Below are 18,626 nucleotides of genomic sequence, written 5' to 3' on the forward strand. Positions count from 1 at the left end.
GGTTGAGAAGAAGAGATGACAGACACAGTGAGCTCGGCCGTCGAGGTCGAACCGGGTGTGTTCGAGTCGGTCGCCCTGATCGACAACGGGTCCTTCGGTACCCGCACCGTCCGGTTCGAGACCGGACGCCTCGCCAAGCAGGCCGCCGGTTCGGTGGTGGCCTACCTGGACGACGAGACCATGTTGCTGTCGGCCACCACGGCCGGTAAGCAGCCCAAGGATCAATTCGATTTCTTCCCGCTGACGGTGGACGTCGAGGAGCGCATGTACGCCGCGGGCCGCATCCCCGGCTCGTTCTTCCGCCGCGAGGGCCGCCCCTCCACCGACGCGATCCTGACCTGCCGCCTGATCGACCGCCCGCTGCGCCCGTCGTTCGTCGACGGTCTGCGCAACGAGATCCAGGTCGTGGTGACGGTCATGTCGCTGGATCCCAAGGATCTGTACGACGTGGTCGCGATCAACGCGGCCTCGGCGTCGACGCAGATCGCGGGACTTCCCTTCTCGGGCCCGGTCGGCGGCGTGCGCGTCGCGCTGATCGAGGGTCAGTGGGTCGCGTTCCCGACCAACGAGCAGCTCGAGGACGCCGTGTTCGACATGGTCGTCGCGGGCCGGGTCGTCGACGGTGACGTCGCGATCATGATGGTCGAGGCGGAGGCCACCGAGAAGGTCATCGCCCTGGTCGCCGACGGCGCCCAGGCGCCCACCGAAACCGTTGTGGCCGAAGGGCTCGAGGCGGCCAAGCCGTTCATCGCCCGGCTGTGCCGCGCGCAGCAGGACCTGGCGACGCTGGCCGCCAAGCCCACCGAGGAGTTCCCGCTCTTCCCGCCGTACGGCGAGGACGTCTACACCGCCGTCGAGGGCACCGCGAAGCGCGAGCTGAACGAGGCGCTGTCCATCGCGGGCAAGCAGGAGCGCGACGAGCGGACCGACGAGATCAAGCTCGCGGTGCTGTCCAGCCTGGCCGAGGATTTCGCCGGGCGCGAGAAGGAGATCGGCGCGGCGTTCCGCTCGGTCACCAAAAAGCTTGTGCGCCAGCGCATCCTGTCCGACGGCTTCCGCATCGACGGTCGCGGCCTGGCGGATATCCGCGCGCTGTCGGCCGAGGTCGCGGTGGTTCCGCGGGCGCACGGTTCGGCGCTGTTCGAGCGCGGTGAGACCCAGATCCTGGGCGTCACCACCCTCGACATGGTGAAGATGGCGCAGCAGGTCGACTCGCTCGGCCCGGAGACCAGCAAGCGCTACATGCACCACTACAACTTCCCGCCGTTCTCCACCGGTGAGACCGGTCGCGTCGGTTCGCCGAAGCGTCGCGAGATCGGCCACGGCGCCCTCGCCGAGCGCGCGCTGGTGCCGGTGCTGCCCTCGCAGGAGGAGTTCCCGTACGCCATCCGTCAGGTCTCGGAAGCGTTGGGCTCCAACGGTTCCACCTCGATGGGTTCGGTCTGTGCCTCGACCCTGGCGCTGCTGAACGCCGGTGTGCCGCTGAAGTCCCCGGTCGCGGGCATCGCGATGGGCCTGGTCTCCGACGAGGTCACCAACGACTCCGGTGAGTCCGAGACCCGTTACGTCGCGCTGACCGACATCCTCGGCGCGGAGGACGCGTTCGGCGATATGGACTTCAAGGTCGCGGGCACCCGGGACTTCGTCACCGCGCTGCAGCTGGACACCAAGCTCGACGGCATCCCGTCGAAGGTGCTGGCCGGTGCACTGAACCAGGCCCGCGACGCGCGGCTGACCATCCTGGACGTGATGGCCGAGGCCATCGCCACCCCGGACGAGATGAGCCCCTACGCCCCGCGCGTCACCGCGATCAAGATCCCGGTCGACAAGATCGGCGAGGTGATCGGCCCCAAGGGCAAGGTCATCAACCAGATCACCGAGGACACCGGCGCGAACATCTCGATCGAGGACGACGGCACCGTGTTCGTCGGCGCGACCGACGGCCCGTCCGCGCAGGCCGCGATCGACGCGATCAACGCGATCGCCAACCCGCAGCTGCCGAAGGTCGGCGAGCGTTTCCTGGGCACGGTCGTGAAGACCACCGCCTTCGGCGCGTTCGTCTCGCTGCTGCCGGGCCGCGACGGTCTGGTGCACATCTCCAAGCTGGGCAACGGCAAGCGCGTGGGCAAGGTCGAGGACGTGGTGAACGTCGGCGACAAGCTGCGCGTGGAGATCGCCGATATCGACAACCGCGGCAAGATCTCCCTCATCCCGGTGGACGAGGACGACACCGCGGAGGCCCCCGCCGCCGACGAGAGTGCTGCGGTCGAGGCCGGTGCCGAGTAAACATTCTGGTGTGACGAAGAAGAACGCCGCGGCGCTTTCGACCCCCTTGCTCGTGAACGGCGGGCAGGGGGGTTCGTCTCTGCTGAACACGGCGCCGCCCCTGCCGGGCGAGAGCGGGGTGCGTCGCACCGTGCTGCCCGGCGGGCTGCGCGTGGTCACCGAATTCGTGCCCGGGGTGCGGTCGGCATCGGTCGGAGTGTGGGTCGGCGTCGGTTCGCGCGACGAGGGCCCGAGCGTGGCCGGCGCCGCGCATTTCCTGGAACATCTGCTGTTCAAGGCGACTCCGACCCGCACGGCACTGGATATCGCGCAGGCCGTGGACGCGGTCGGCGGTGAGCTGAACGCGTTCACCGCCAAGGAGCAGACCTGTTACTACGCGCACGTGCTGGACGAGGATCTGCCGCTGGCGGTGGATCTGGTGTCCGATGTCGTGCTCAACGGGCTGTGCCGAGCCTCGGACGTGGATGTGGAGCGTCAGGTGGTGCTCGAGGAGATCTCGATGCGCGACGACGATCCGGAGGACATGGTCGGCGATGCGTTCCTCACCGCGCTGTTCGGCGACCATCCGGTGGGCCGTCCGGTGATCGGCACGGTCGAGTCCATCGAGTCGATGTCCGCGAATCAGCTGCGCGGGTTCCATCAGCGTCGTTACCGTCCGGACCGGATGGTCGTCGCGGTGGCCGGAAACGTCGAGCACGAGCACACGGTCGAGTTGGTGCGGCGGGCGTTCGCGGCCCGGCTCGACCCGGTTCGCGAGCCCGCTCCGCGCCGGGAGGGCCGGTTCCGCACGCACACCCCGCCGCAGCTGCAATGGATGTACCGGGACAGCGAGCAGGCGCATCTGGTGTTCGGCGTCCGCGCGTTCGGGCGGCACGAGGGTGAGAAGCGCTGGCCGCTGTCGGTGCTGAACACCGTGCTCGGCGGCGGTCTTTCCTCGCGGTTGTTCCAGCGCATCCGGGAGGAACGCGGCCTGGCGTATTCGGTGTATTCGAGCGTGGACACCTTCGCCGACACCGGCGCGTTCTCGGTGTACCTGGGTTGCCAGCCCGAAAACCTGGGCCAGGTAGCGAGTTTGGCGCGTGGCGTCCTGGAAGAGGTTGCCGCGGAAGGCATCACCGATGCCGAATGCGCCCGGGCCAAGGGCTCGCTGCGCGGCGGTCTGGTTCTGGGCCTGGAGGATTCGGGTTCCCGGATGAACCGCATCGGCCGCAGCGAACTCAGCTACGGCAACCACCGCAGCGTCTCGGAAACGCTGACCCGCATAGATTCGGTCACCACGGCCGAGGTTTCGGCGGTAGCCCGCACCCTGCTGTCCCGTCCCTTCGCAGTCTCGGTGGCGGGCCCCTACCGTCGCGCCCGGGATCTGCCGGCCGCGGTACGCCGTTTGGCGGATTGATTCCAGTCAGCGGGCCCCTTTGCTCATAGGATAGATCCTATATAAGGTCTATCCTATGAGCCTCTATGCTGTTGAGGTGCAACCTGAGTAGCTGATTGGTTGCGTTCGCTTTCGGACAAGGATTTCGGTCGCGTGGATACCTACGTCGGCATGCTTGCGGAGTGCGCGGAGACGTTGGGGGAGCCCTGGTCTCGTTATCTCGGAGACGGGGTGCGAGAACTTCGGTTTCATTTGCACCCGAAGGAGATGCGCATTACTTATTGCTCGCCCCCGGGCGGCGGATCGTGCTGCTGACGGTATTCCGCAAGACTCGGACGCGAGACTGCAGAGGTCGAGCGAGCAGAGGTGCTACGGAAGGTGTGTGAAGCCGACCATGAGCACGCCCGAATCGGCTTCGACAGGGAAGGTGAATGGCGATGACTGAAGGCATGTCCATGGACGATTTGCGGCGCGAGCGGACCGGCAGGCCCGGTTTCGATCCCGCTGAATACAGTGCGGGTCGCGAGGAGGCGAGGCTCGCCATCGAATTCGCCAACGCGATTCGCGAGCGGCGACTCGAACTCGGACTGACTCAGATACAACTGGCACAGCGTGCCGGGCTTCGTCAACCCGAGGTATCTCGGCTCGAATCGGGTGGCGGGACACCGACGATCGGCATGCTCGAGAGATTGGCGCATGCACTCGAACTGCGATTCGTCGCTCGGTTCGAGAAGCCGGACGCTGCCTGACCTTTCGACTGCGGGCCGGACATCGGGAAGTTGTCCGGCGTCTTCTGGCAGCCTGGTTTATTGCGCGCCTGCTTGGATTCCGGCATTCACCTCGTTGATCGCCTGCTGTACGAGACGTTCGGCGTTGACCCGATGGCCGGCCTTGTCCGGGGCCGCCTGCTGCAACTCGCCCTGGGCGGCCTGCAGGTCGCCGCGCGCGGTGAGCATGTGCGGCTGGAACGCGTAGGCCGCGCCCGCACCGATGCCGGTGAACGCCACCGCTCCGATGACGGCGGCAATTCCCAACCGCAGCTTGGAAATTCGCATCTCGAGTACCTCCTGTGTGTGGGATTCGGACGCTGGCGAGCGTAGTTGGTCGCGCCCGATCCCACAGGTGCGCCGAAACGCCCGAGAAATGCTGTGCTACTTGGGAAAAGGGCCTCGAAGCGGGCCTCATCGGCGTACGGATCTTCAGCCGATCTTCAGTGCCGCCTGGAAGCGCGGGACATACTCCGAAGCGCTCGGAGCTGCTGAAAACCCGGCAATATCGGGCTGATCCGCCGTCGCGCGCCGCTTGTGAGCCCGGGCGGGCCGCGAGCGGAATGTCAGCCCAGAACGTCGAAACCGTTTCGGCGCGGTCCCGTTTCCGGTACATCTCCCAGGCGGTCTCGGCGATTTCCTCAGGGTTGAGCGTATGCCCTTGTGCCGCACCGCAAGCGGCGGGATCGGCGGTGACCGTGGCGTGGATGTCGCCGCGTTCGACCAAGCCGCCGATGGTGAGTGTGCCCGCGTAGACGCCCTGCTCGGCGAGTGCGGCATTGAGGGTGAGTGCGTAATTGCGCAGTGCCGCGACCAGGAGCGCGAGTTGGCCCAGCATCGGCAACGGGCGGACGCTGGACAGCCCGCCCGCGATGATCACCCCGCCCGCGCCGCGTTCCAGCATTCCCGGCAGCACCGCGCCGACCACCTGTATCGCCGGCCAGAGCCAGTCGAACGCCGCCCGCGTGGTCGGCACGTCGATCCGGGCGATCGGCACCGGCAACTGCGCGGGGGCGGGTCCGTAGTAAGCGAATTCGATATCCCCGGCCGCGGCGATCTGCGCCAGGACCGTGGCGAGCCGATCCGAATCGGTGACGTCGGCGGTGTGGGCGGTGGCGTCGATGCCCAGGGCGGCCAGATCGGCCAGATAAGCGCCGTGCCGAGCATCGCTGCGCGAGATCAGGGCGATCCGGTACCCCTCCCTCCCGAATCGGCGCGCCATGGACATGCCGAGGCCTGGGCCGACGCCGATGATCACGGCCGTGCGCGTGGTGTTCGTCATGGTCGGTCTCCTAAATATTGAGGGCCCCCTCAGATTTTGAGGTTAGCACAATCCTGAGGCGGCCCTCGAGTTTTGTATGATGGTCCGGTGCCCCGACCGATGCGCCGCGACGCGGCCCGTAACCGCGACAGGCTGCTGCGCGAGGCCGCGGCGGTGTTCACCGAACAGGGGTTGTCGGGCTCCCTGGAGGAGGTCGCGCGGCGCGCGGGAGTCAGCATCGGCACGCTCTACAACCACTTCCCGAATCGCGACGCGCTCATCGACGCGCTGGTCCCGCAGCGGGTGGCCGAGCTGGACGAATTCGCTGAACAGGCTGCGGCCGAACCGGATTCGTGGATTGCGCTGACCGGATTCGTGGAGGCTCTGCTGAGCCGGTTCACCGCGGACCGGGCGTTGTTCGAGGCGTTCACCGCGGATCATCCGGCCGCGACCCAACTGGTTCAGGCGTGTTCGCGGGGGATGGCGGGATTGTCCGCGGTGCTGGATCGCGCGCGGCGGGACGGGGTGTTGCGCGCCGACGCCGCCGATATCGACGTGGTGAATCTGATCTGGGCGTTATCGCTGCTCGGCGAGAACGTCGGGACACCGGCCTGGCGGCGCTCGCTCACCTTCGTGCTGGACGGGTTGCGCGCCCGGTGATCAGCCGGTGTGCGCGCGGTTCGCGGCGGCGATGATCGAGTCGAGCAGGCCGGGGAGTTCGGCGTCCACCTCGGTGCGGCGCAGGCGCGCGTAGACCTGGCCCTCGTCGACGATGCGTTCGGTGAGGCCCGCCTCGCGCAGCGTCTTCAGGTGGTGGGTCGCGGTGGATTTGTTGATCGTGTCGTAGAGGGCGCCGCATCGCTGTGCGGTCCCGGCGTTCGCCAGGCGGCGCACCATTTCCAGGCGTACCGGGTCCTGGAGGGCGGCCAGGACGTCCTGGACCGAGCCGACCGGAAAGGACTCCACGGTCGCTGTCGTGTTCACCATGGCCCACCTCACTTTGGTTTGATGGGAATCAAACCGCATCGACGGTCGTTGAGTTCGATCAAAATCAAACTTACCTGATGGGGAGCGACATGGTAGCGACTGCGGCGACAGCCCCGGCCCCTGCGAAAGGGCCCGTGCAATCCTGGGCGTACGCGCTGATACTGCTGGCCACCGGAGTGGCGCTCGGGGTGTCCGGCGCGCCCGCGCCGCTGTACGGGCTGTACCAGAAGCAATGGCACTTCTCGGCGTTCACCACCACCATCGTGTTCGCGGTCTACGCGGTCGCGGCCCTGGCGGCGGTGCTGGTGTCCGGACGCATCTCCGATGTGGTGGGGCGAAAACCCGTGCTGCTCGGGGCGATCGGGACGATGATCGTCGGACTCGTGGTGTTCGTCTTCGCGGACAATGTGGCGATGCTGGTGCTGGCGCGGGCATTACACGGTCTCGCGGTGGGATCGATGGTCGTGGCGGGAGCCGCCGCGCTACTGGATTTGAAGCCCGCGCACGGCGCGCGGAGCGGGCAGCTCAGCGGTGTGTCCTTCAATGTCGGTATGGCCGTGGCGATTCTGGGCTCGGCCGCGCTGGCGCAGTACGTCCCGCATCCGCTGCGGACTCCGTATCTGGTGATCACGGTCCTGTGCCTGCTGATCGGGGCGGCGGTACTGGTCATGCGCGAACCGCACACCGCGCGGGCCGCCGGACGCATCCGCATCGCGAAACCCGCCGTGCCGCAGGAAATCCGGGCGGACTTCTGGTTCTCGGCGCTGGGCGTGATGGCGGCGTGGTCGGTGCTGGGCGTGCTGCTCTCGCTGTACCCGTCGCTGGCCTCGGCGAAAACCGGTGTGCACAATCTGGTCTTCGGCGGTGCGGTGGTGGCCTCGACCGCTACGGCCGGTGCGCTCGCGCAGTTGTTCGCCACCGCGATCCCGGCCCGGCGCGCGGCCATCGGCGGCGATCTGGGCATGGCCGTGGCGCTGCTGCTCACCATTCCCGCACTGGCGACACGCAATTGGGTGCTGGTGCTGCTCGCCGGGGTGTTTCTGGGCGCGACCTTCGGACTCGGTTTCGGCGGATCGCTGCGGCATCTGTCCAATGTGGTTCCGCAGCATCGGCGTGGGGAGACCATGTCGGCGTATTACCTGCTCGCGTATACCGCGATGGCGCTGCCGACGGTACTGGCGGGATGGGCCGCGACCCGGTGGGGTATGGACGCGATTTTCCCCTGGTTCGTGATCGTGGTGGCGGCGGCCTGCGTGGGCGCCGCGGTGATCGGCGTGCGCGGTCAGCGGGCCGAGCAGGGTTGACCGCCAGTCGATCTCGCACTGCCGCCGGCGGTGATTTGTGGTTACCATGCCGCTATGCGGTGGAGGGGGAGAACCCGGGAACGTCTCACCGGCAGATTGCAGCGGTACGCGTTGTTGTTGTCGGTGGTGTTCGTGGTGCTGGGCGGGCTGGGAATCGCGGTGCTGGCCTGGTGGGTGTTGTGGATTCTGCTGGGCGCCAAGGCGCAGACGCCCGACCAGGTCGATTTGACCAAGATCGCGCTGTCGGTGGCGGCCGGTGTCGGCGGTGCGGTCGCACTGGTCGTCGCCTATCGAAAACAGCGCGACGGTGAACGCGGGCGATTCGCCGAATTGTTCGGCGCGGCAGCGCGACAACTCGGCGACGCCGATGTGGCGGTGCGCATCGCCGGGGTATACGCCATGGCCGGCGTCGCCGACGAATTCGGCGCGCCGGGCCGGCGACAGCAGTGCGTCGATGTGCTGTGCGGATACCTGCGACTGCCGTACGAGCCCGAGTCGGGGGCCGATCATCTGGCGCAGCGCACCGAGACCATCGAGGAGGCCGGAGTCAAGCGGGAGCTGCGATATCAATTGCGGCAGAACGACCGGGAGGTGCGTCGTGCCGTCGTCGACGTGATCGTCGCGCATGTGCGCGCGTCCGCCGAGGTCTCCTGGTCACGGTGCAATTTCGATTTCTCCGGAGCGGTGCTGGAGGATTCGGACTTCCGGTACGCGGTATTCGCGGGCGAGCGAACCTATTTCGCGCGAGCGGTGTTCATCGGCAAGCGGGCCACCACGTTCGAGCATGCCCGATTCATCGGGCAGTACATCTCCTTTCGCAGCTGTGAGTTTCGCGGTGCCACCACGCTGTTCCGGGACGCGGAGTTCGCCCCGGCCGAGCGGGCCGGGACCGAACTACCCGGGGCCGGCACACGTTTCGAGGGTGCGGTGTTCGAATCGCCGGTCTCCTTCGACCGAACCGTATTCCGCGGGCCCGCGGTGATCTTCGGCGACGTGGCCTTCCGCGGCGAGCGGACGTCTTTCGCCGAGACGGTATTCCGCACGGAGCGGACGGAATTCGGCGGCGCGACCTTCGAGGGCGCCGCGGTGCGTTTCGAGGGCGCCGAATTCGACAGTGCCCGAATATCGTTCACGCGCGCCCACTTCTACGCCGCGCGGGTCGCCCTCGACGGCGCGCGGTTCGGCGTACGCTCACGTTGGCGGCGCAGCCCGACGCTCACCGTCGACTTCTCCGCCGCCGAGTACCACGGCGCGATCTCGTTCGACGACACTGTCTTCGACGGCCGCGACACGAATTTCTCCGAGGGTGACTTCTTCGGCGAGATCACCTTCCGCAGAGCGCGTTTCGAGTCCCAGCGCACCCGGTTCGACACGCCGAGCGCCTGGGTGGGGGTCCGCCTCGACTGGGAGGTCGACCCCGCCCGCAAGCCCGCGCGGATCACTCCCGAGAGCTGGCCACCGGCCCCCTTGCCGCCGACGGTGAGCTGAGCGGCACAGGCACTGCACAGGTTCCATCCGCAAGTTAACATCGCGACGTGTCCTCTCCGCTCGTGATTTTCGGCGCTGGTCAGCGCTGTGGCAGCACGCTGGTGCAGCGGCTGATCTCGTCCCACCCCGACGCGTTCATCTGGGGCGAGCAGCACGGGTGGCTGGCCCGGGTCCTCGATGCGGTCGAGGGTCTGATCGGTCACAGCGTGGTGCACGGCGAGGCGGGGCGTACGGAGTTCGCGGTGTACGGATACCAGGGATTCCTGGCGAATCTCATGCCGGAACCGGACCGGATGCGAGAGGCGTCGACGGAGTTCATCACCCGGCTGTTCCACGCGCCGGATGCCCGGGTGTGGGGCTTCAAGGAAGTCCGGTTCGACCGGGAGTTCGCCGAACGGTTGCAGCGCTACCTGCCGGAGTTGCGGGTGATCTTCATCGTCCGCGATCCTCGCGATGTGCTGTCAAGTCTGGACGAATGGGAAAGCCGCGGCTGGTGGACCCGCGCGGATACCGAGTTGTCGTTCGGGCACTGGAAGCGGATCGCGGCCTCGTTCCTGGAATCCGGCTCGGTTCCGGTGCTGCCGGTGCGGTACGAGGACTTCATCGCCGACCGCGAGGCGGCGGTCCGTGGCGTCGGCGAATTCGCCGGGCTCGATCCCGCGGGCTTCGATATGACGGTCTTCGACCACAAGGTGCACAACCTCGGCCTGCACGGCGAGCGCGAACTGCGTTCCTGGCAGGATATGCCGATCGACCTGCGATATCTGCTGTTCGACGAGGGCCTGCGGACCATCGCCAAGGCGTACGACTACCACCTGTAGGCCGCGCGGGTTGTGCGGCGGATCGCGGCCGGCGCCCGAGGCGGAGCGGTAGCGTTCGAGTCATGAAGATTCGTGGTGCAGTTCTGGAACGAATCGGTGCGCCCGCGCCGTACGCCGAATCGGGCCCGCTCGTGGTCGGCGAGCTGGACCTGGCCGAACCTGGTCCCGGCGAGTTGCTGGTGCGGATCGAGGCGGCCGGGTTGTGCCATTCGGATCTGTCCGTGGTGGACGGGAACCGCGTGCGTCCGGTGCCGATGCTGCTCGGGCACGAGGCGGCCGGGCGGGTCGAGGCGATCGGTCCGGGCGACAGCGATCTGCCGGTGGGGCAGCGCGTGGTGATGACGTTCCTGCCGCGCTGCGGGCAGTGCGAGGGGTGCGCCACCGAAGGCCGCACACCGTGCGTACCCGGCAGCGTCGCGAACAATGCCGGTGAGTTGCTCGGCGGCGGACGGCGACTGCGGCGGGACGGGGAGACGGTCCAGCATCATCTGGGGGTGTCCGGATTCGCCACGCACGCGGTCGTCGACCGCCGTTCGGTGGTGCCCGTGGACGACGACGTACCTCCCGAGGTCGCCGCGGTGCTGGGCTGTGCGGTGCTGACCGGCGGTGGGGCACTGCTCAATTCGGCGAGGCCGGGGCCGGGCGACCGGGTCGTGGTGGTCGGGCTGGGCGGGGTCGGGATGGCGGCGGTGCTGGTGGCGGCCTCGTTGCGCGCGGAGTTGGGCAGCGAGGTGATCGCGGTCGATCCCCTGCCCGAAAAGCTCTCCCTGGCAACGGAACTCGGCGCGGACCAGGTGTACACCCCGGCGCAGCTGGGCGAGCGGGCGATCACCGCCGACGTCGTGGTCGAGGCCGCTGGCAATGTGCGGGCCTTCGAGACCGCGGTCGCCGCGACCGCGCCCGGAGGCACCACGGTGACCGTCGGATTGCCCAATCCCGAAGCGCGGGCGAGTATTTCACCGTTGGGGCTGGTTGCCCAGGGCCGGTCCATCGTCGGCAGCTACCTCGGTTCCGCGGTGCCCGCCCGGGATATCCCGACCTATGTGCGGATGTGGCGCGAGGGCAGGCTGCCGGTCGAGCGGCTGGTTTCCTCCCGGCTCCGGCTCGAGCAGATCAACCACGGGATGGACGAACTCGCCGCCGGACACGGACTGCGGCAGGTCATCGTCTTCGACTGACCGGTCACGCGCGTGCGGGGGCGTCGGGTCGGCGGCGGTCCAGCGCAGTAGGCTCGGCGGAGGTTGTCGACCGGCATGTGAGGAGTCAAGGGTGAGCGCGAACCGGATCCGGGTGGGTGTACTCGGCGCGCGGGGCAAGGTCGGACAGGCGATCTGTGCGGCGGTCGAGGCGGCGCCGGAGCTGGACCTGGTCGCCGGACTCGACAAGGGCGACGCGCTCGACGGATTCACCGCGGCGGGTGCGCAGGTGGTGGTCGATTTCACCCATCCCGACGTGGTGATGCCCAATCTCCGGTGGCTGGTCGAACACGGGATTCACGCGGTCGTGGGCACCACCGGATTCGACGACGCCCGCCTCGGGCAGGTGCGGGCGTGGCTCGCGGACCGGCCGGAGGTCGGGGTGCTCATCGCGCCGAACTTCGCGATCGGGGCGGTGCTGTCGATGCGGTTCGCCGAACAGGCCGCGCGCTGGTTCGATTCGGTGGAGGTCATCGAACTGCACCACCCGAACAAGGCCGACGCGCCCTCGGGCACCGCGTACCGCACGGCGGGCATCATCGCCGCGGCGCGCAAGAGTGCGGGTGTGGGCCCGAGCCCCGACGCGACCACCACCGAACTCGATGGCGCGCGGGGCGCGAGCGTGGACGGGGTGCGGGTGCATTCGGTGCGGCTGGCCGGACTCGTCGCCCATCAGGAGGTGCTGTTCGGCACCCAGGGCGAGACCTTGACCATCCGCCACGACTCCCTCGACCGGACCTCGTTCGCGCCGGGTGTGCTGCTGGGAGTGCGGCAGATCGGGTCGCGGCCCGGCCTGACCGTCGGCCTCGACCCCCTGCTGGACCTGTGAGCATCCGGTGGCCCGGCAGTTCGGTGAACCGGGTGGAAGCCGGACGCGTGGTGCGGCCGAATGCGTTCGGGGCCTGCTGTGAGTGAGACGAACGACAACGGGCGTCTGGTGCGGACGGTCGGGACGATCGTGTTCCTGGTCGTCGCGCTGGTGGTCTACTTCCTGCTGCTGGGCCGGATCGCGGTCGCGCTCATCGCCTCCGGCAAGGCCGCCGGAATCGCCATGGGCGCCGGCGTTTTCATTCTCGGGCTCATCGGCGTCTGGGTCGTGGCCACGAGTATCCGTGCCGCGCTGGCCCATCAGCATCTGGCCCGGCGCATCCACGAGGAGGGTCGGGAGCTGGACGTCTCCGATCTGCCGCGCCGCCCGTCCGGCCGGATCGAGAAGGATGCCGCAGACGCGCTTTTCGAGCAGGTCAAAGCGGAATGGGAAGCCGCGCCGGATGATTGGCGCAACAACTATCGCGCGGCCCGGGCCTACGACTACGCGGGCGACCGCACCCGCGCCCGCGAGGTGATGCGCCGGGCGGTGGCACTCGAGCGCGCCGAGCGCGACCGCGAGAAGTGAATCAACGCAACCGAATTCGCCGACCCGAACGCGAGCCGGTGGCGAAATTCGCCGCTCGGGTCAGGTCGCCGGGGTGGTTTCGCGGGAGTCGGGGCGGGGCCACGGGCGGCCGTCGAGACGTTCGATATCCATGTTGAACCGGCGCAAATAGCCGGCGAAGGCGGCGATGTCCTCGCCGGACCAGTCGGCCATCACCCGGGTCATCCCCTCGACGTTGACCGCGCGGGCGGCGTGCAGGCGGCGCCGGCCCGCCTCGGTGAGCTGGAACTTGCGCGCGATACCGCCCTCGGGATCGGGGATGCGTTCGACGAGCCGGTCCCGCAGCATCGCCCGGGTCTGGCGGTTCAGGGTCGAGGCGTCCAGGCGCAGCGCGTCGCCGAACTGCCGGATGGTTTGCGGCCCCGCTGCCTCGATGCGACTCAGCAGCAGGTAGGCGCTGCGCTCGAGTAGCCCGTTCCCGCTGCGGAAGCGCGGGTCGAGGGTGTACTTCGTCAGGAGCATGCTCTCGAATTCGACCAGGTCCACCGGCCCGCCCATGCTGAACTCCCTTCCGCCGTGCTCGCTGTGACCTGCCGGCGAGACGAACCGCACATCTTTGTGCACTCGACAAATGTTGTGCATCACGCACATAGTATGCATACTACATACTAACGGCGTGACCTATGAGGAGATTGACGTGGCCGAAACGAAAGCCGCCGCCAGATCCGGCGGCATCCTGGCGGTGCTGGCGATCGCCGGCATCGTCGCGTCATTGACGCAGACGTTGGTGATCCCGCTGCTGGGCCAGATGCCGCAGCTGCTGCACACCTCGACGGCGAACGCGACCTGGGTGGTGACCGCGAGCCTGCTCGTCGCGGCTGTTTGCACACCGGTCGCCGGACGCCTCGGTGACATGTACGGAAAGCGCCTGGTGCTACTGGGGTCGACCGTTCCGCTGATCGTGGGTTCGGTGGTGTGCGCGGTGTCCTCCTCGCTGCTGCCGATGATCGTCGGCCGCGGTTTGCAGGGTATGAGCGTCGGCATCATCCCGGTCGGGATCGCCGCGCTGCGCGATCTGCTTCCGCCCGAGCGGCTCGGGTCGGGCATCGCGCTGATCAGCTCATCACTGGGAATCGGTGGCGCACTGGGGCTTCCGTTGTCCGCCGCGGTGGTGCAGTACAGCAGCTGGCGGGTGTTGTTCTGGGGCGTCGCGGCGGCCGGGGTGATCGTCGCGGCGCTGATCTACCTCGCGCTGCCGAAGATCGCACCCGCCGGTTCCGCCGGCCGTTTCGACGTACTCGGCGCGATCGGGCTGGGAGCGGGGCTGGTGTGCCTGCTGCTCGCGGTGTCCAAGGGCGGTTCCTGGGGCTGGGGCAGTGCCAGCATCATCGGGCTGTTCGTCGGTGCGGTCGTGGTGCTGCTGCTGTGGGGCTGGTGGGAATTGCGAACCAGCGCACCGCTTGTCGATCTGCGCACCACCGCGCGCCCGCAGGTGCTGATGACCAACATCGCATCGATCGGGATCGGCGTCGCGATGTACTCACAGTCGCTGATCGTCCCGCAGTTGCTGCAGCTGCCCAAGATCACCGGTTACGGCCTGGGCCAGTCGATGATGGCGATGGGTCTGTTCATGGCGCCGGGCGGTTTGATGATGATGCTGCTCTCGGTGCCCAGTGCCAAACTGTCGGCGGCGCGCGGGCCCAAGGTGACCCTGACCGTCGGCGCCCTGATCATGGCCGTGGGCTACGGCCTGTCGATGGTGCTGATGGGCAACCCCTGGACGCTGATGATCGTCACGATCATCATCAGCTCGGGCACCGGATTCGCCTACGGCGCGATGCCCGCGCTGATCATGGGCGGTGTGCCGGTGGCGGAGTCGGCCGCGGCCAACAGCTTCAACACCCTGATGCGCTCGATCGGCACCTCGGTCTCCTCGGCCGTGATCGGCGTGGTGCTCGCGCAGATGAGCGTCAGCTTCGCCGGGCACAGCATCCCGACCGAGAACGGATTCCGCACCGGCCTGCTGATCGGCTGCGGCGTCTCGATCGTGGCCGCGATCATCGCGATCGTGATTCCGGTGCGCCGCACGGCGGCCGCCGCGGCGGAGGCGGCGGTCGCGCATACGGCGGGCGAGGCCGACCTTGTTGCCGCGGAAGTCGATTCGGTGCCGGTCGCGGGTGTCCTCCCGGCGTCGGTGCAGATCGCCGCGGACCGTTACGCGGGCGAGACGATCCCCGAAACCGTCGCCGGCCCTTCGATTTACGGCCGGGTGCGGGATGCGGGCGGGCCCGTGGTGCCCGGTGCGACGCTGACGCTGATCTCGACCTCGGGCAGTCAGCTGGGTCGTGCGGTCGCGCGCCACGACGGCTACTACGAACTCGCCGTCCCGGCCGCGGGCTCGTACGTGCTGATCGCCTCGGCGGAGGGCCGCCGCCCCGACGCCTCGACGGTCGTGGTGGGCCAGGTCCCGACCGCCTGCGAGGTGACCCTCGCGGGCATGGGCACCCTGGCCGGAACCGTCACTCGCGTCCCCGGCGAGGACCCGGTGCCCGAGGCGCGGGTCGCGGCCCTGGACCCGCGCGGTGAGGTGGTGGCCTCGGCCGAGACCGACATCCTGGGCCGGTTCGGCCTGTCCGACCTGCCCGAGGGGGAATTCATCGTCGCGGTGAGCGCCGACGGCTTCCACCCCACGGCCGTTCCGGTCCTGGTGAGCGGCACCGGGATCACCGAGATCTCGGTGATGCTGCGGCCCGGCGCACGGCTGAGCGGTGTGGTCCGGGTCCGCTCGGACGACCGGCCCCTGCACGACGCGCAGGTGACGTTGATGGATCCGGCCGGGCACGTGGTGGACACCATGACCACCGGTGCGGACGGGAGCTACACCTTCGCCAACCTGTCCGACGGCGACTACACCGTCGTGGTCAGCGGTTATGCGCCGGTCGTCATGCAGGTCAGCGTGCACGGTGACGCCGTGCAGGGCGTGGACGCGCACCTGGGCCACGACAGCCCGGCGACCGCCTCGATGGAGCAGACCTCGGCCCGCTGATCCGCGGCCGCGAAATTCGGTGCCCGAAACATGTTCGGGCACCGAGTTTTTCGTTATGCCTCGGTCGTCACCGCCCCGCCGGTGGCCGGGCTGCGGCCGTGCCGCATCAGCACGGCGACGACCAGCGCGACGATCGTGGTGGCCAGCACTACCCAGAAACTCAGCGTGTACCCGCGGTCGGCGAAGACCTGCGGAATCGTCTGGACGGTGGAATGCCCCATCACGTCTATATGCGCCTTGACCGGGTGGTTGTTCAGCAGTGCGGTGGTGATCGCCATGCAGACGGCCGAACCCATGCTCATGGTGACCCCGAGCATGCCCGCGCTGATGCCCTGCTGCTCCTGCGGCACCGCGTCCATGATGAGGTTGGGCCCCGCGGCGTAGAAGCAGCCGAATCCGATGCCCGCCAACAGATACAGCACCAGGTACGTGATCCAGCTGTAGTGGAACACGACGAATCCGATACCCGAGACCGTGAGAATGCTGAACGCAAGAATCGCCGGGATCCGGGCGCCGAACCGACGGGCCATCGCACCGGCGATCGGTCCGACGACCATGCCCAGCAGGCCGGCCCAGATGCCCACGTGCAGTGCGTATCCGAGCATGCTGAAGCCGTTGCCGTAGCTGTATCCCGGATCGAAGCCCACGTGCACCAGACTCGCCGGCAGCGTCAGCCCGGTCATCTGATGTGCTTGTGCCACAACGCCTTGCACCACGTTCTCGCGCAGACCATCGACGTTCGGGGTCTGGGTCATATAGCCCAGGGTCAGCGGCTGCACCGCGGTGATGCCGACGCCGAACGCGGTCATCAGCAGGGTCAGACTGACTTTCGGGTTGACCAGGAGTTTCATGTCCATGATCGGCCGCGATACCCGGAACTCGACCACGACGAAGAGCACCAGCATGACCAGACCGCCGATGAGCCAGGCCAGCGCCGACGGCCGACCCCAGCCCCAGGTCTGACCGTTGTCCAGGTACAGCAGGGTGAACAGCGCGCCCGCGGACAGCAGGATCGCGCCGAACGGGTCGAAGCGTTCGCGCACCCGCAGTTTCGTCTCCGGCACGATCCAGATCACCAGCGGCGTGAGCACGAAGGTGAACGCGGCCAGGAACCAGAACATCGCCCGCCACTCGAAGTGGTCGACCAGGAAGCCGCCGATCAGTGGCGCGATCGCCCCGGAGAACCCCAGGCCCGCGCCGATCATGCCGACGCCGAGCGGAATGTACTTGCGCGGGATCAGATCTCGGATCAGGCCGTAGGCGACGACCTGGCTGGCGATGGAGAACGCCGCCAGGCCGCGGCCGATCAGGAAGATGGTCCAGTTGCTGGTCAACGCGCAGATGACGCAGCCGACGAAGAAGCAGACCCCGGTGGCCAGGAACAGTTTCTTCTTCCCCCAGGCGTCGCTGGCCTTGCCGATCAGCGGCGTCGCGGCGGCGCCCACCAATCCCAGAATGATGACCGCCCAGTTGATGTTGCCGCCGACCGTGCTGAATGTCTTGGTCATCTTCTGCAGGGCCGCGGAGACCATCGTGTACTGCAGCGGGACGACTTCGGTGTAGAGCACGATGACGATCAGGATGGCGAAGATCCGCAGCCGGGATGCTCCGTCCAAGCGGCCGGTGTCGTTCTCGGCAGGGCTGTCGAGGTGGTCCGGCGGAGGGCTGGTTTCGGTGGTGGACATGGGAAGCTCCTGAAGCAGGGCAATATGAATGCGAGATGTCGAATGTGATCGAGGTCTCGCTAGGGATTCATGGTAAGCGGATTCTCGAATTTCACAAGCATCATTTTCAAATCGTGTTTGTGCCGCTCTCGCCCTGCTCGGCCGCCCGCTCAGTCGAGGAAGAGATCCGGTGTCGGATTCGGCCCCCCGCCGTAGCGGGAGAAGTCGTTGACGCCCGCGTAGTGAGCCAGCGCGTCGGTATCCAGGAAGCAGTTGGCGGTGGTCTTGCGCGCGGGCCGGGACACGATCGCCACCGCGGCGTCGGCCATGATCTCCGGACTGCGCGCGGCGGCGAGTTGCTCGTCGCCGTCCCGCAGGTTCGCCACCGCGGAGGTGGCGATGTACGTCTGCGGCCACAGGCAGTTGAAAGCTATTCCCGCATCGGCGTATTCGGCCGCCCAGCCCTGTGAGAGCAGGGTCATCCCGTACTTGGACAGGGTGTAGGACGGGTGCGCGCCGAGCCAGCGCGGATTCATGTTGATCGGCGGGGCGATGGTCAGCACGTGCGGATTCGCCGACTTGCGCAGATGCGGCAGGCAGGCCCGGGTGAGCAGGAAGGTGCCGGTCAGGTTGATATCGGTCATCAGCGCGAACTTCTTGGCCGCGAGCTGCTCGGTGGGTTCGGTCGCGATGGCGCTGGCGTTGTTCACGCAGATGTCGATGCCGCCGAAGCGTTCCACCGCGGTGTTCACCACGCGCTCGACATCCTCCTCGCGGCGCACGTCGCCGACCACGGCTGCGGCCTTGCCGCCCGCCGCCTCGATCTGCGCGGCGGCGGTGTGCACGGTGCCGGGCAGGCGTGGATGAGGTTCGGCGGTCTTGGCCAGCAGTGCGACATTGGCCCCTTGCCGGGCGGCGGCGATCGCGATCGCCAGGCCGATGCCGCGGCTCGCCCCGGAGATCACCATCGTGCGAGCGGTCAGCGGTAGGTGGTCGGACATCGTGCTCCTCGGTCGCAACAGGTTCGTGATCAGGCATTCACACCTGATGGTATTG

17 protein-coding genes and 2 pseudogenes are annotated in these 18,626 nt (G+C 68.0%); 13 read left to right on the forward strand and 6 right to left on the reverse strand.

The window, feature by feature from the left end; all coding sequences use genetic code 11:
* Positions 1-15 precede the first annotated feature (15 nt).
* The 4 genes from AC5WS7_RS17110 (at position 16) to AC5WS7_RS17125 (ending at position 4,410) form a co-directional block, all read left to right on the forward strand.
* Positions 16-2,286, forward strand: coding sequence for a polyribonucleotide nucleotidyltransferase (locus AC5WS7_RS17110; RefSeq protein WP_495955479.1), 2,271 nt, complete (start codon positions 16-18; stop codon positions 2,284-2,286).
* A gap of 79 nt (positions 2,287-2,365) precedes the next feature.
* Positions 2,366-3,682 carry a M16 family metallopeptidase gene (locus AC5WS7_RS17115; RefSeq protein WP_495955935.1) on the forward strand — a complete coding sequence of 439 codons (1,317 nt, stop codon included), beginning with the start codon at positions 2,366-2,368 and terminating at the stop codon, positions 3,680-3,682.
* Between the two features lie 99 nt (positions 3,683-3,781).
* Positions 3,782-3,976 (forward strand): type II toxin-antitoxin system RelE/ParE family toxin, encoded by a 195-nt coding sequence (locus tag AC5WS7_RS17120; RefSeq protein WP_495955480.1) that lies wholly within the window; start codon positions 3,782-3,784, stop codon positions 3,974-3,976.
* A gap of 122 nt (positions 3,977-4,098) precedes the next feature.
* On the forward strand, positions 4,099-4,410 hold the full coding sequence (locus tag AC5WS7_RS17125) for a helix-turn-helix domain-containing protein (RefSeq protein ID WP_495955481.1): 312 nt from the start codon (positions 4,099-4,101) through the stop codon (positions 4,408-4,410).
* 57 nt (positions 4,411-4,467) lie between these two features.
* Here the strand turns inward: AC5WS7_RS17125 and AC5WS7_RS17130 are convergent, their stop codons facing one another.
* The gene (locus tag AC5WS7_RS17130) at positions 4,468-4,716 is read right to left on the reverse strand and encodes a hypothetical protein (RefSeq protein WP_495955482.1); all 249 of its coding nucleotides are present in this window, start codon (positions 4,714-4,716) and stop codon (positions 4,468-4,470) included.
* Between the two features lie 391 nt (positions 4,717-5,107).
* Positions 5,108-5,710, reverse strand: a pseudogene (locus tag AC5WS7_RS17135) (SDR family NAD(P)-dependent oxidoreductase); the annotation flags it as partial.
* 87 nt (positions 5,711-5,797) lie between these two features.
* On the opposite strand from AC5WS7_RS17135, the gene AC5WS7_RS17140 reads away from it, so the two are divergent.
* Positions 5,798-6,349, forward strand: coding sequence for a TetR/AcrR family transcriptional regulator (locus AC5WS7_RS17140; RefSeq protein ID WP_495955483.1), 552 nt, complete (start codon positions 5,798-5,800; stop codon positions 6,347-6,349).
* Here the strand turns inward: AC5WS7_RS17140 and AC5WS7_RS17145 are convergent, their stop codons facing one another.
* Positions 6,350-6,676 (reverse strand): ArsR/SmtB family transcription factor, encoded by a 327-nt coding sequence (locus tag AC5WS7_RS17145; protein WP_495955484.1) that lies wholly within the window; start codon positions 6,674-6,676, stop codon positions 6,350-6,352.
* Positions 6,677-6,765: 89 nt separating this feature from the next.
* Between AC5WS7_RS17145 and AC5WS7_RS17150 the strand changes: the two genes are divergently transcribed.
* The 6 genes from AC5WS7_RS17150 (at position 6,766) to AC5WS7_RS17175 (ending at position 12,881) form a co-directional block, all read left to right on the forward strand.
* On the forward strand, positions 6,766-7,980 hold the full coding sequence (locus AC5WS7_RS17150; protein WP_495955485.1) for an MFS transporter: 1,215 nt from the start codon (positions 6,766-6,768) through the stop codon (positions 7,978-7,980).
* A gap of 54 nt (positions 7,981-8,034) precedes the next feature.
* A complete protein-coding gene (locus AC5WS7_RS17155) occupies positions 8,035-9,468 on the forward strand; it encodes a pentapeptide repeat-containing protein (protein ID WP_495955486.1) in 1,434 nt (477 codons plus the stop codon).
* Between the two features lie 47 nt (positions 9,469-9,515).
* Positions 9,516-10,289 (forward strand): sulfotransferase family protein, encoded by a 774-nt coding sequence (locus tag AC5WS7_RS17160; RefSeq protein ID WP_495955487.1) that lies wholly within the window; start codon positions 9,516-9,518, stop codon positions 10,287-10,289.
* A 62-nt stretch (positions 10,290-10,351) separates the two neighbouring features.
* Positions 10,352-11,467 (forward strand): alcohol dehydrogenase catalytic domain-containing protein, encoded by a 1,116-nt coding sequence (locus tag AC5WS7_RS17165; protein ID WP_495955488.1) that lies wholly within the window; start codon positions 10,352-10,354, stop codon positions 11,465-11,467.
* Positions 11,468-11,558: 91 nt separating this feature from the next.
* Positions 11,559-12,314, forward strand: a complete 756-nt coding sequence (gene dapB / locus AC5WS7_RS17170; protein ID WP_495955489.1) for a 4-hydroxy-tetrahydrodipicolinate reductase — start codon at positions 11,559-11,561, stop codon at positions 12,312-12,314.
* A 78-nt stretch (positions 12,315-12,392) separates the two neighbouring features.
* Positions 12,393-12,881, forward strand: a complete 489-nt coding sequence (locus AC5WS7_RS17175) for a hypothetical protein (RefSeq protein ID WP_495955490.1) — start codon at positions 12,393-12,395, stop codon at positions 12,879-12,881.
* A gap of 60 nt (positions 12,882-12,941) precedes the next feature.
* On the opposite strand, the gene AC5WS7_RS17180 is transcribed toward AC5WS7_RS17175, so the two are convergent.
* The gene (locus AC5WS7_RS17180; RefSeq protein ID WP_495955491.1) at positions 12,942-13,418 is read right to left on the reverse strand and encodes a MarR family winged helix-turn-helix transcriptional regulator; all 477 of its coding nucleotides are present in this window, start codon (positions 13,416-13,418) and stop codon (positions 12,942-12,944) included.
* Positions 13,419-13,557: 139 nt separating this feature from the next.
* Here AC5WS7_RS17180 and AC5WS7_RS17185 point away from each other — a divergent pair.
* Both AC5WS7_RS17185 and AC5WS7_RS17190 read left to right on the forward strand, forming a co-directional pair.
* Positions 13,558-14,961 (forward strand): annotated as a pseudogene (locus tag AC5WS7_RS17185) (MFS transporter); the annotation flags it as partial.
* Between the two features lie 93 nt (positions 14,962-15,054).
* Positions 15,055-15,906 carry an MSCRAMM family protein gene (locus tag AC5WS7_RS17190; RefSeq protein ID WP_495955936.1) on the forward strand — a complete coding sequence of 284 codons (852 nt, stop codon included), beginning with the start codon at positions 15,055-15,057 and terminating at the stop codon, positions 15,904-15,906.
* Positions 15,907-15,959: 53 nt separating this feature from the next.
* Here AC5WS7_RS17190 and AC5WS7_RS17195 read toward each other — a convergent pair whose 3' ends face one another.
* Positions 15,960-17,591: an MFS transporter gene (locus tag AC5WS7_RS17195; RefSeq protein WP_495955492.1), complete on the reverse strand. Its 1,632-nt coding sequence runs from the start codon at positions 17,589-17,591 to the stop codon at positions 15,960-15,962.
* 149 nt (positions 17,592-17,740) lie between these two features.
* The gene (locus tag AC5WS7_RS17200; protein WP_495955493.1) at positions 17,741-18,571 is read right to left on the reverse strand and encodes an SDR family oxidoreductase; all 831 of its coding nucleotides are present in this window, start codon (positions 18,569-18,571) and stop codon (positions 17,741-17,743) included.
* Between the last annotated feature and the right edge of the window lie 55 nt (positions 18,572-18,626).

The sequence above is a fragment of the Nocardia sp. PLKS1-43 genome (assembly GCF_059510335.1).

Bases quoted from the DNA above. Each gene is read 5' to 3' on its own strand.
- AC5WS7_RS17110 (WP_495955479.1), top strand. From the start codon at position 16: ATGACAGACACAGTGAGCTCGGCCGTCGAGGTCGAACCGGGTGTGTTC.
- AC5WS7_RS17125 (WP_495955481.1), top strand. From the start codon at position 4,099: ATGACTGAAGGCATGTCCATGGACGATTTGCGGCGCGAGCGGACCGGC.
- AC5WS7_RS17130 (WP_495955482.1), bottom strand. From the start codon at position 4,716: ATGCGAATTTCCAAGCTGCGGTTGGGAATTGCCGCCGTCATCGGAGCG.
- AC5WS7_RS17145 (WP_495955484.1), bottom strand. From the start codon at position 6,676: ATGGTGAACACGACAGCGACCGTGGAGTCCTTTCCGGTCGGCTCGGTC.
- AC5WS7_RS17150 (WP_495955485.1), top strand. From the start codon at position 6,766: ATGGTAGCGACTGCGGCGACAGCCCCGGCCCCTGCGAAAGGGCCCGTG.
- AC5WS7_RS17155 (WP_495955486.1), top strand. From the start codon at position 8,035: ATGCGGTGGAGGGGGAGAACCCGGGAACGTCTCACCGGCAGATTGCAG.
- AC5WS7_RS17165 (WP_495955488.1), top strand. From the start codon at position 10,352: ATGAAGATTCGTGGTGCAGTTCTGGAACGAATCGGTGCGCCCGCGCCG.
- AC5WS7_RS17180 (WP_495955491.1), bottom strand. From the start codon at position 13,418: ATGGGCGGGCCGGTGGACCTGGTCGAATTCGAGAGCATGCTCCTGACG.
- AC5WS7_RS17195 (WP_495955492.1), bottom strand. From the start codon at position 17,591: ATGTCCACCACCGAAACCAGCCCTCCGCCGGACCACCTCGACAGCCCT.
- AC5WS7_RS17200 (WP_495955493.1), bottom strand. From the start codon at position 18,571: ATGTCCGACCACCTACCGCTGACCGCTCGCACGATGGTGATCTCCGGG.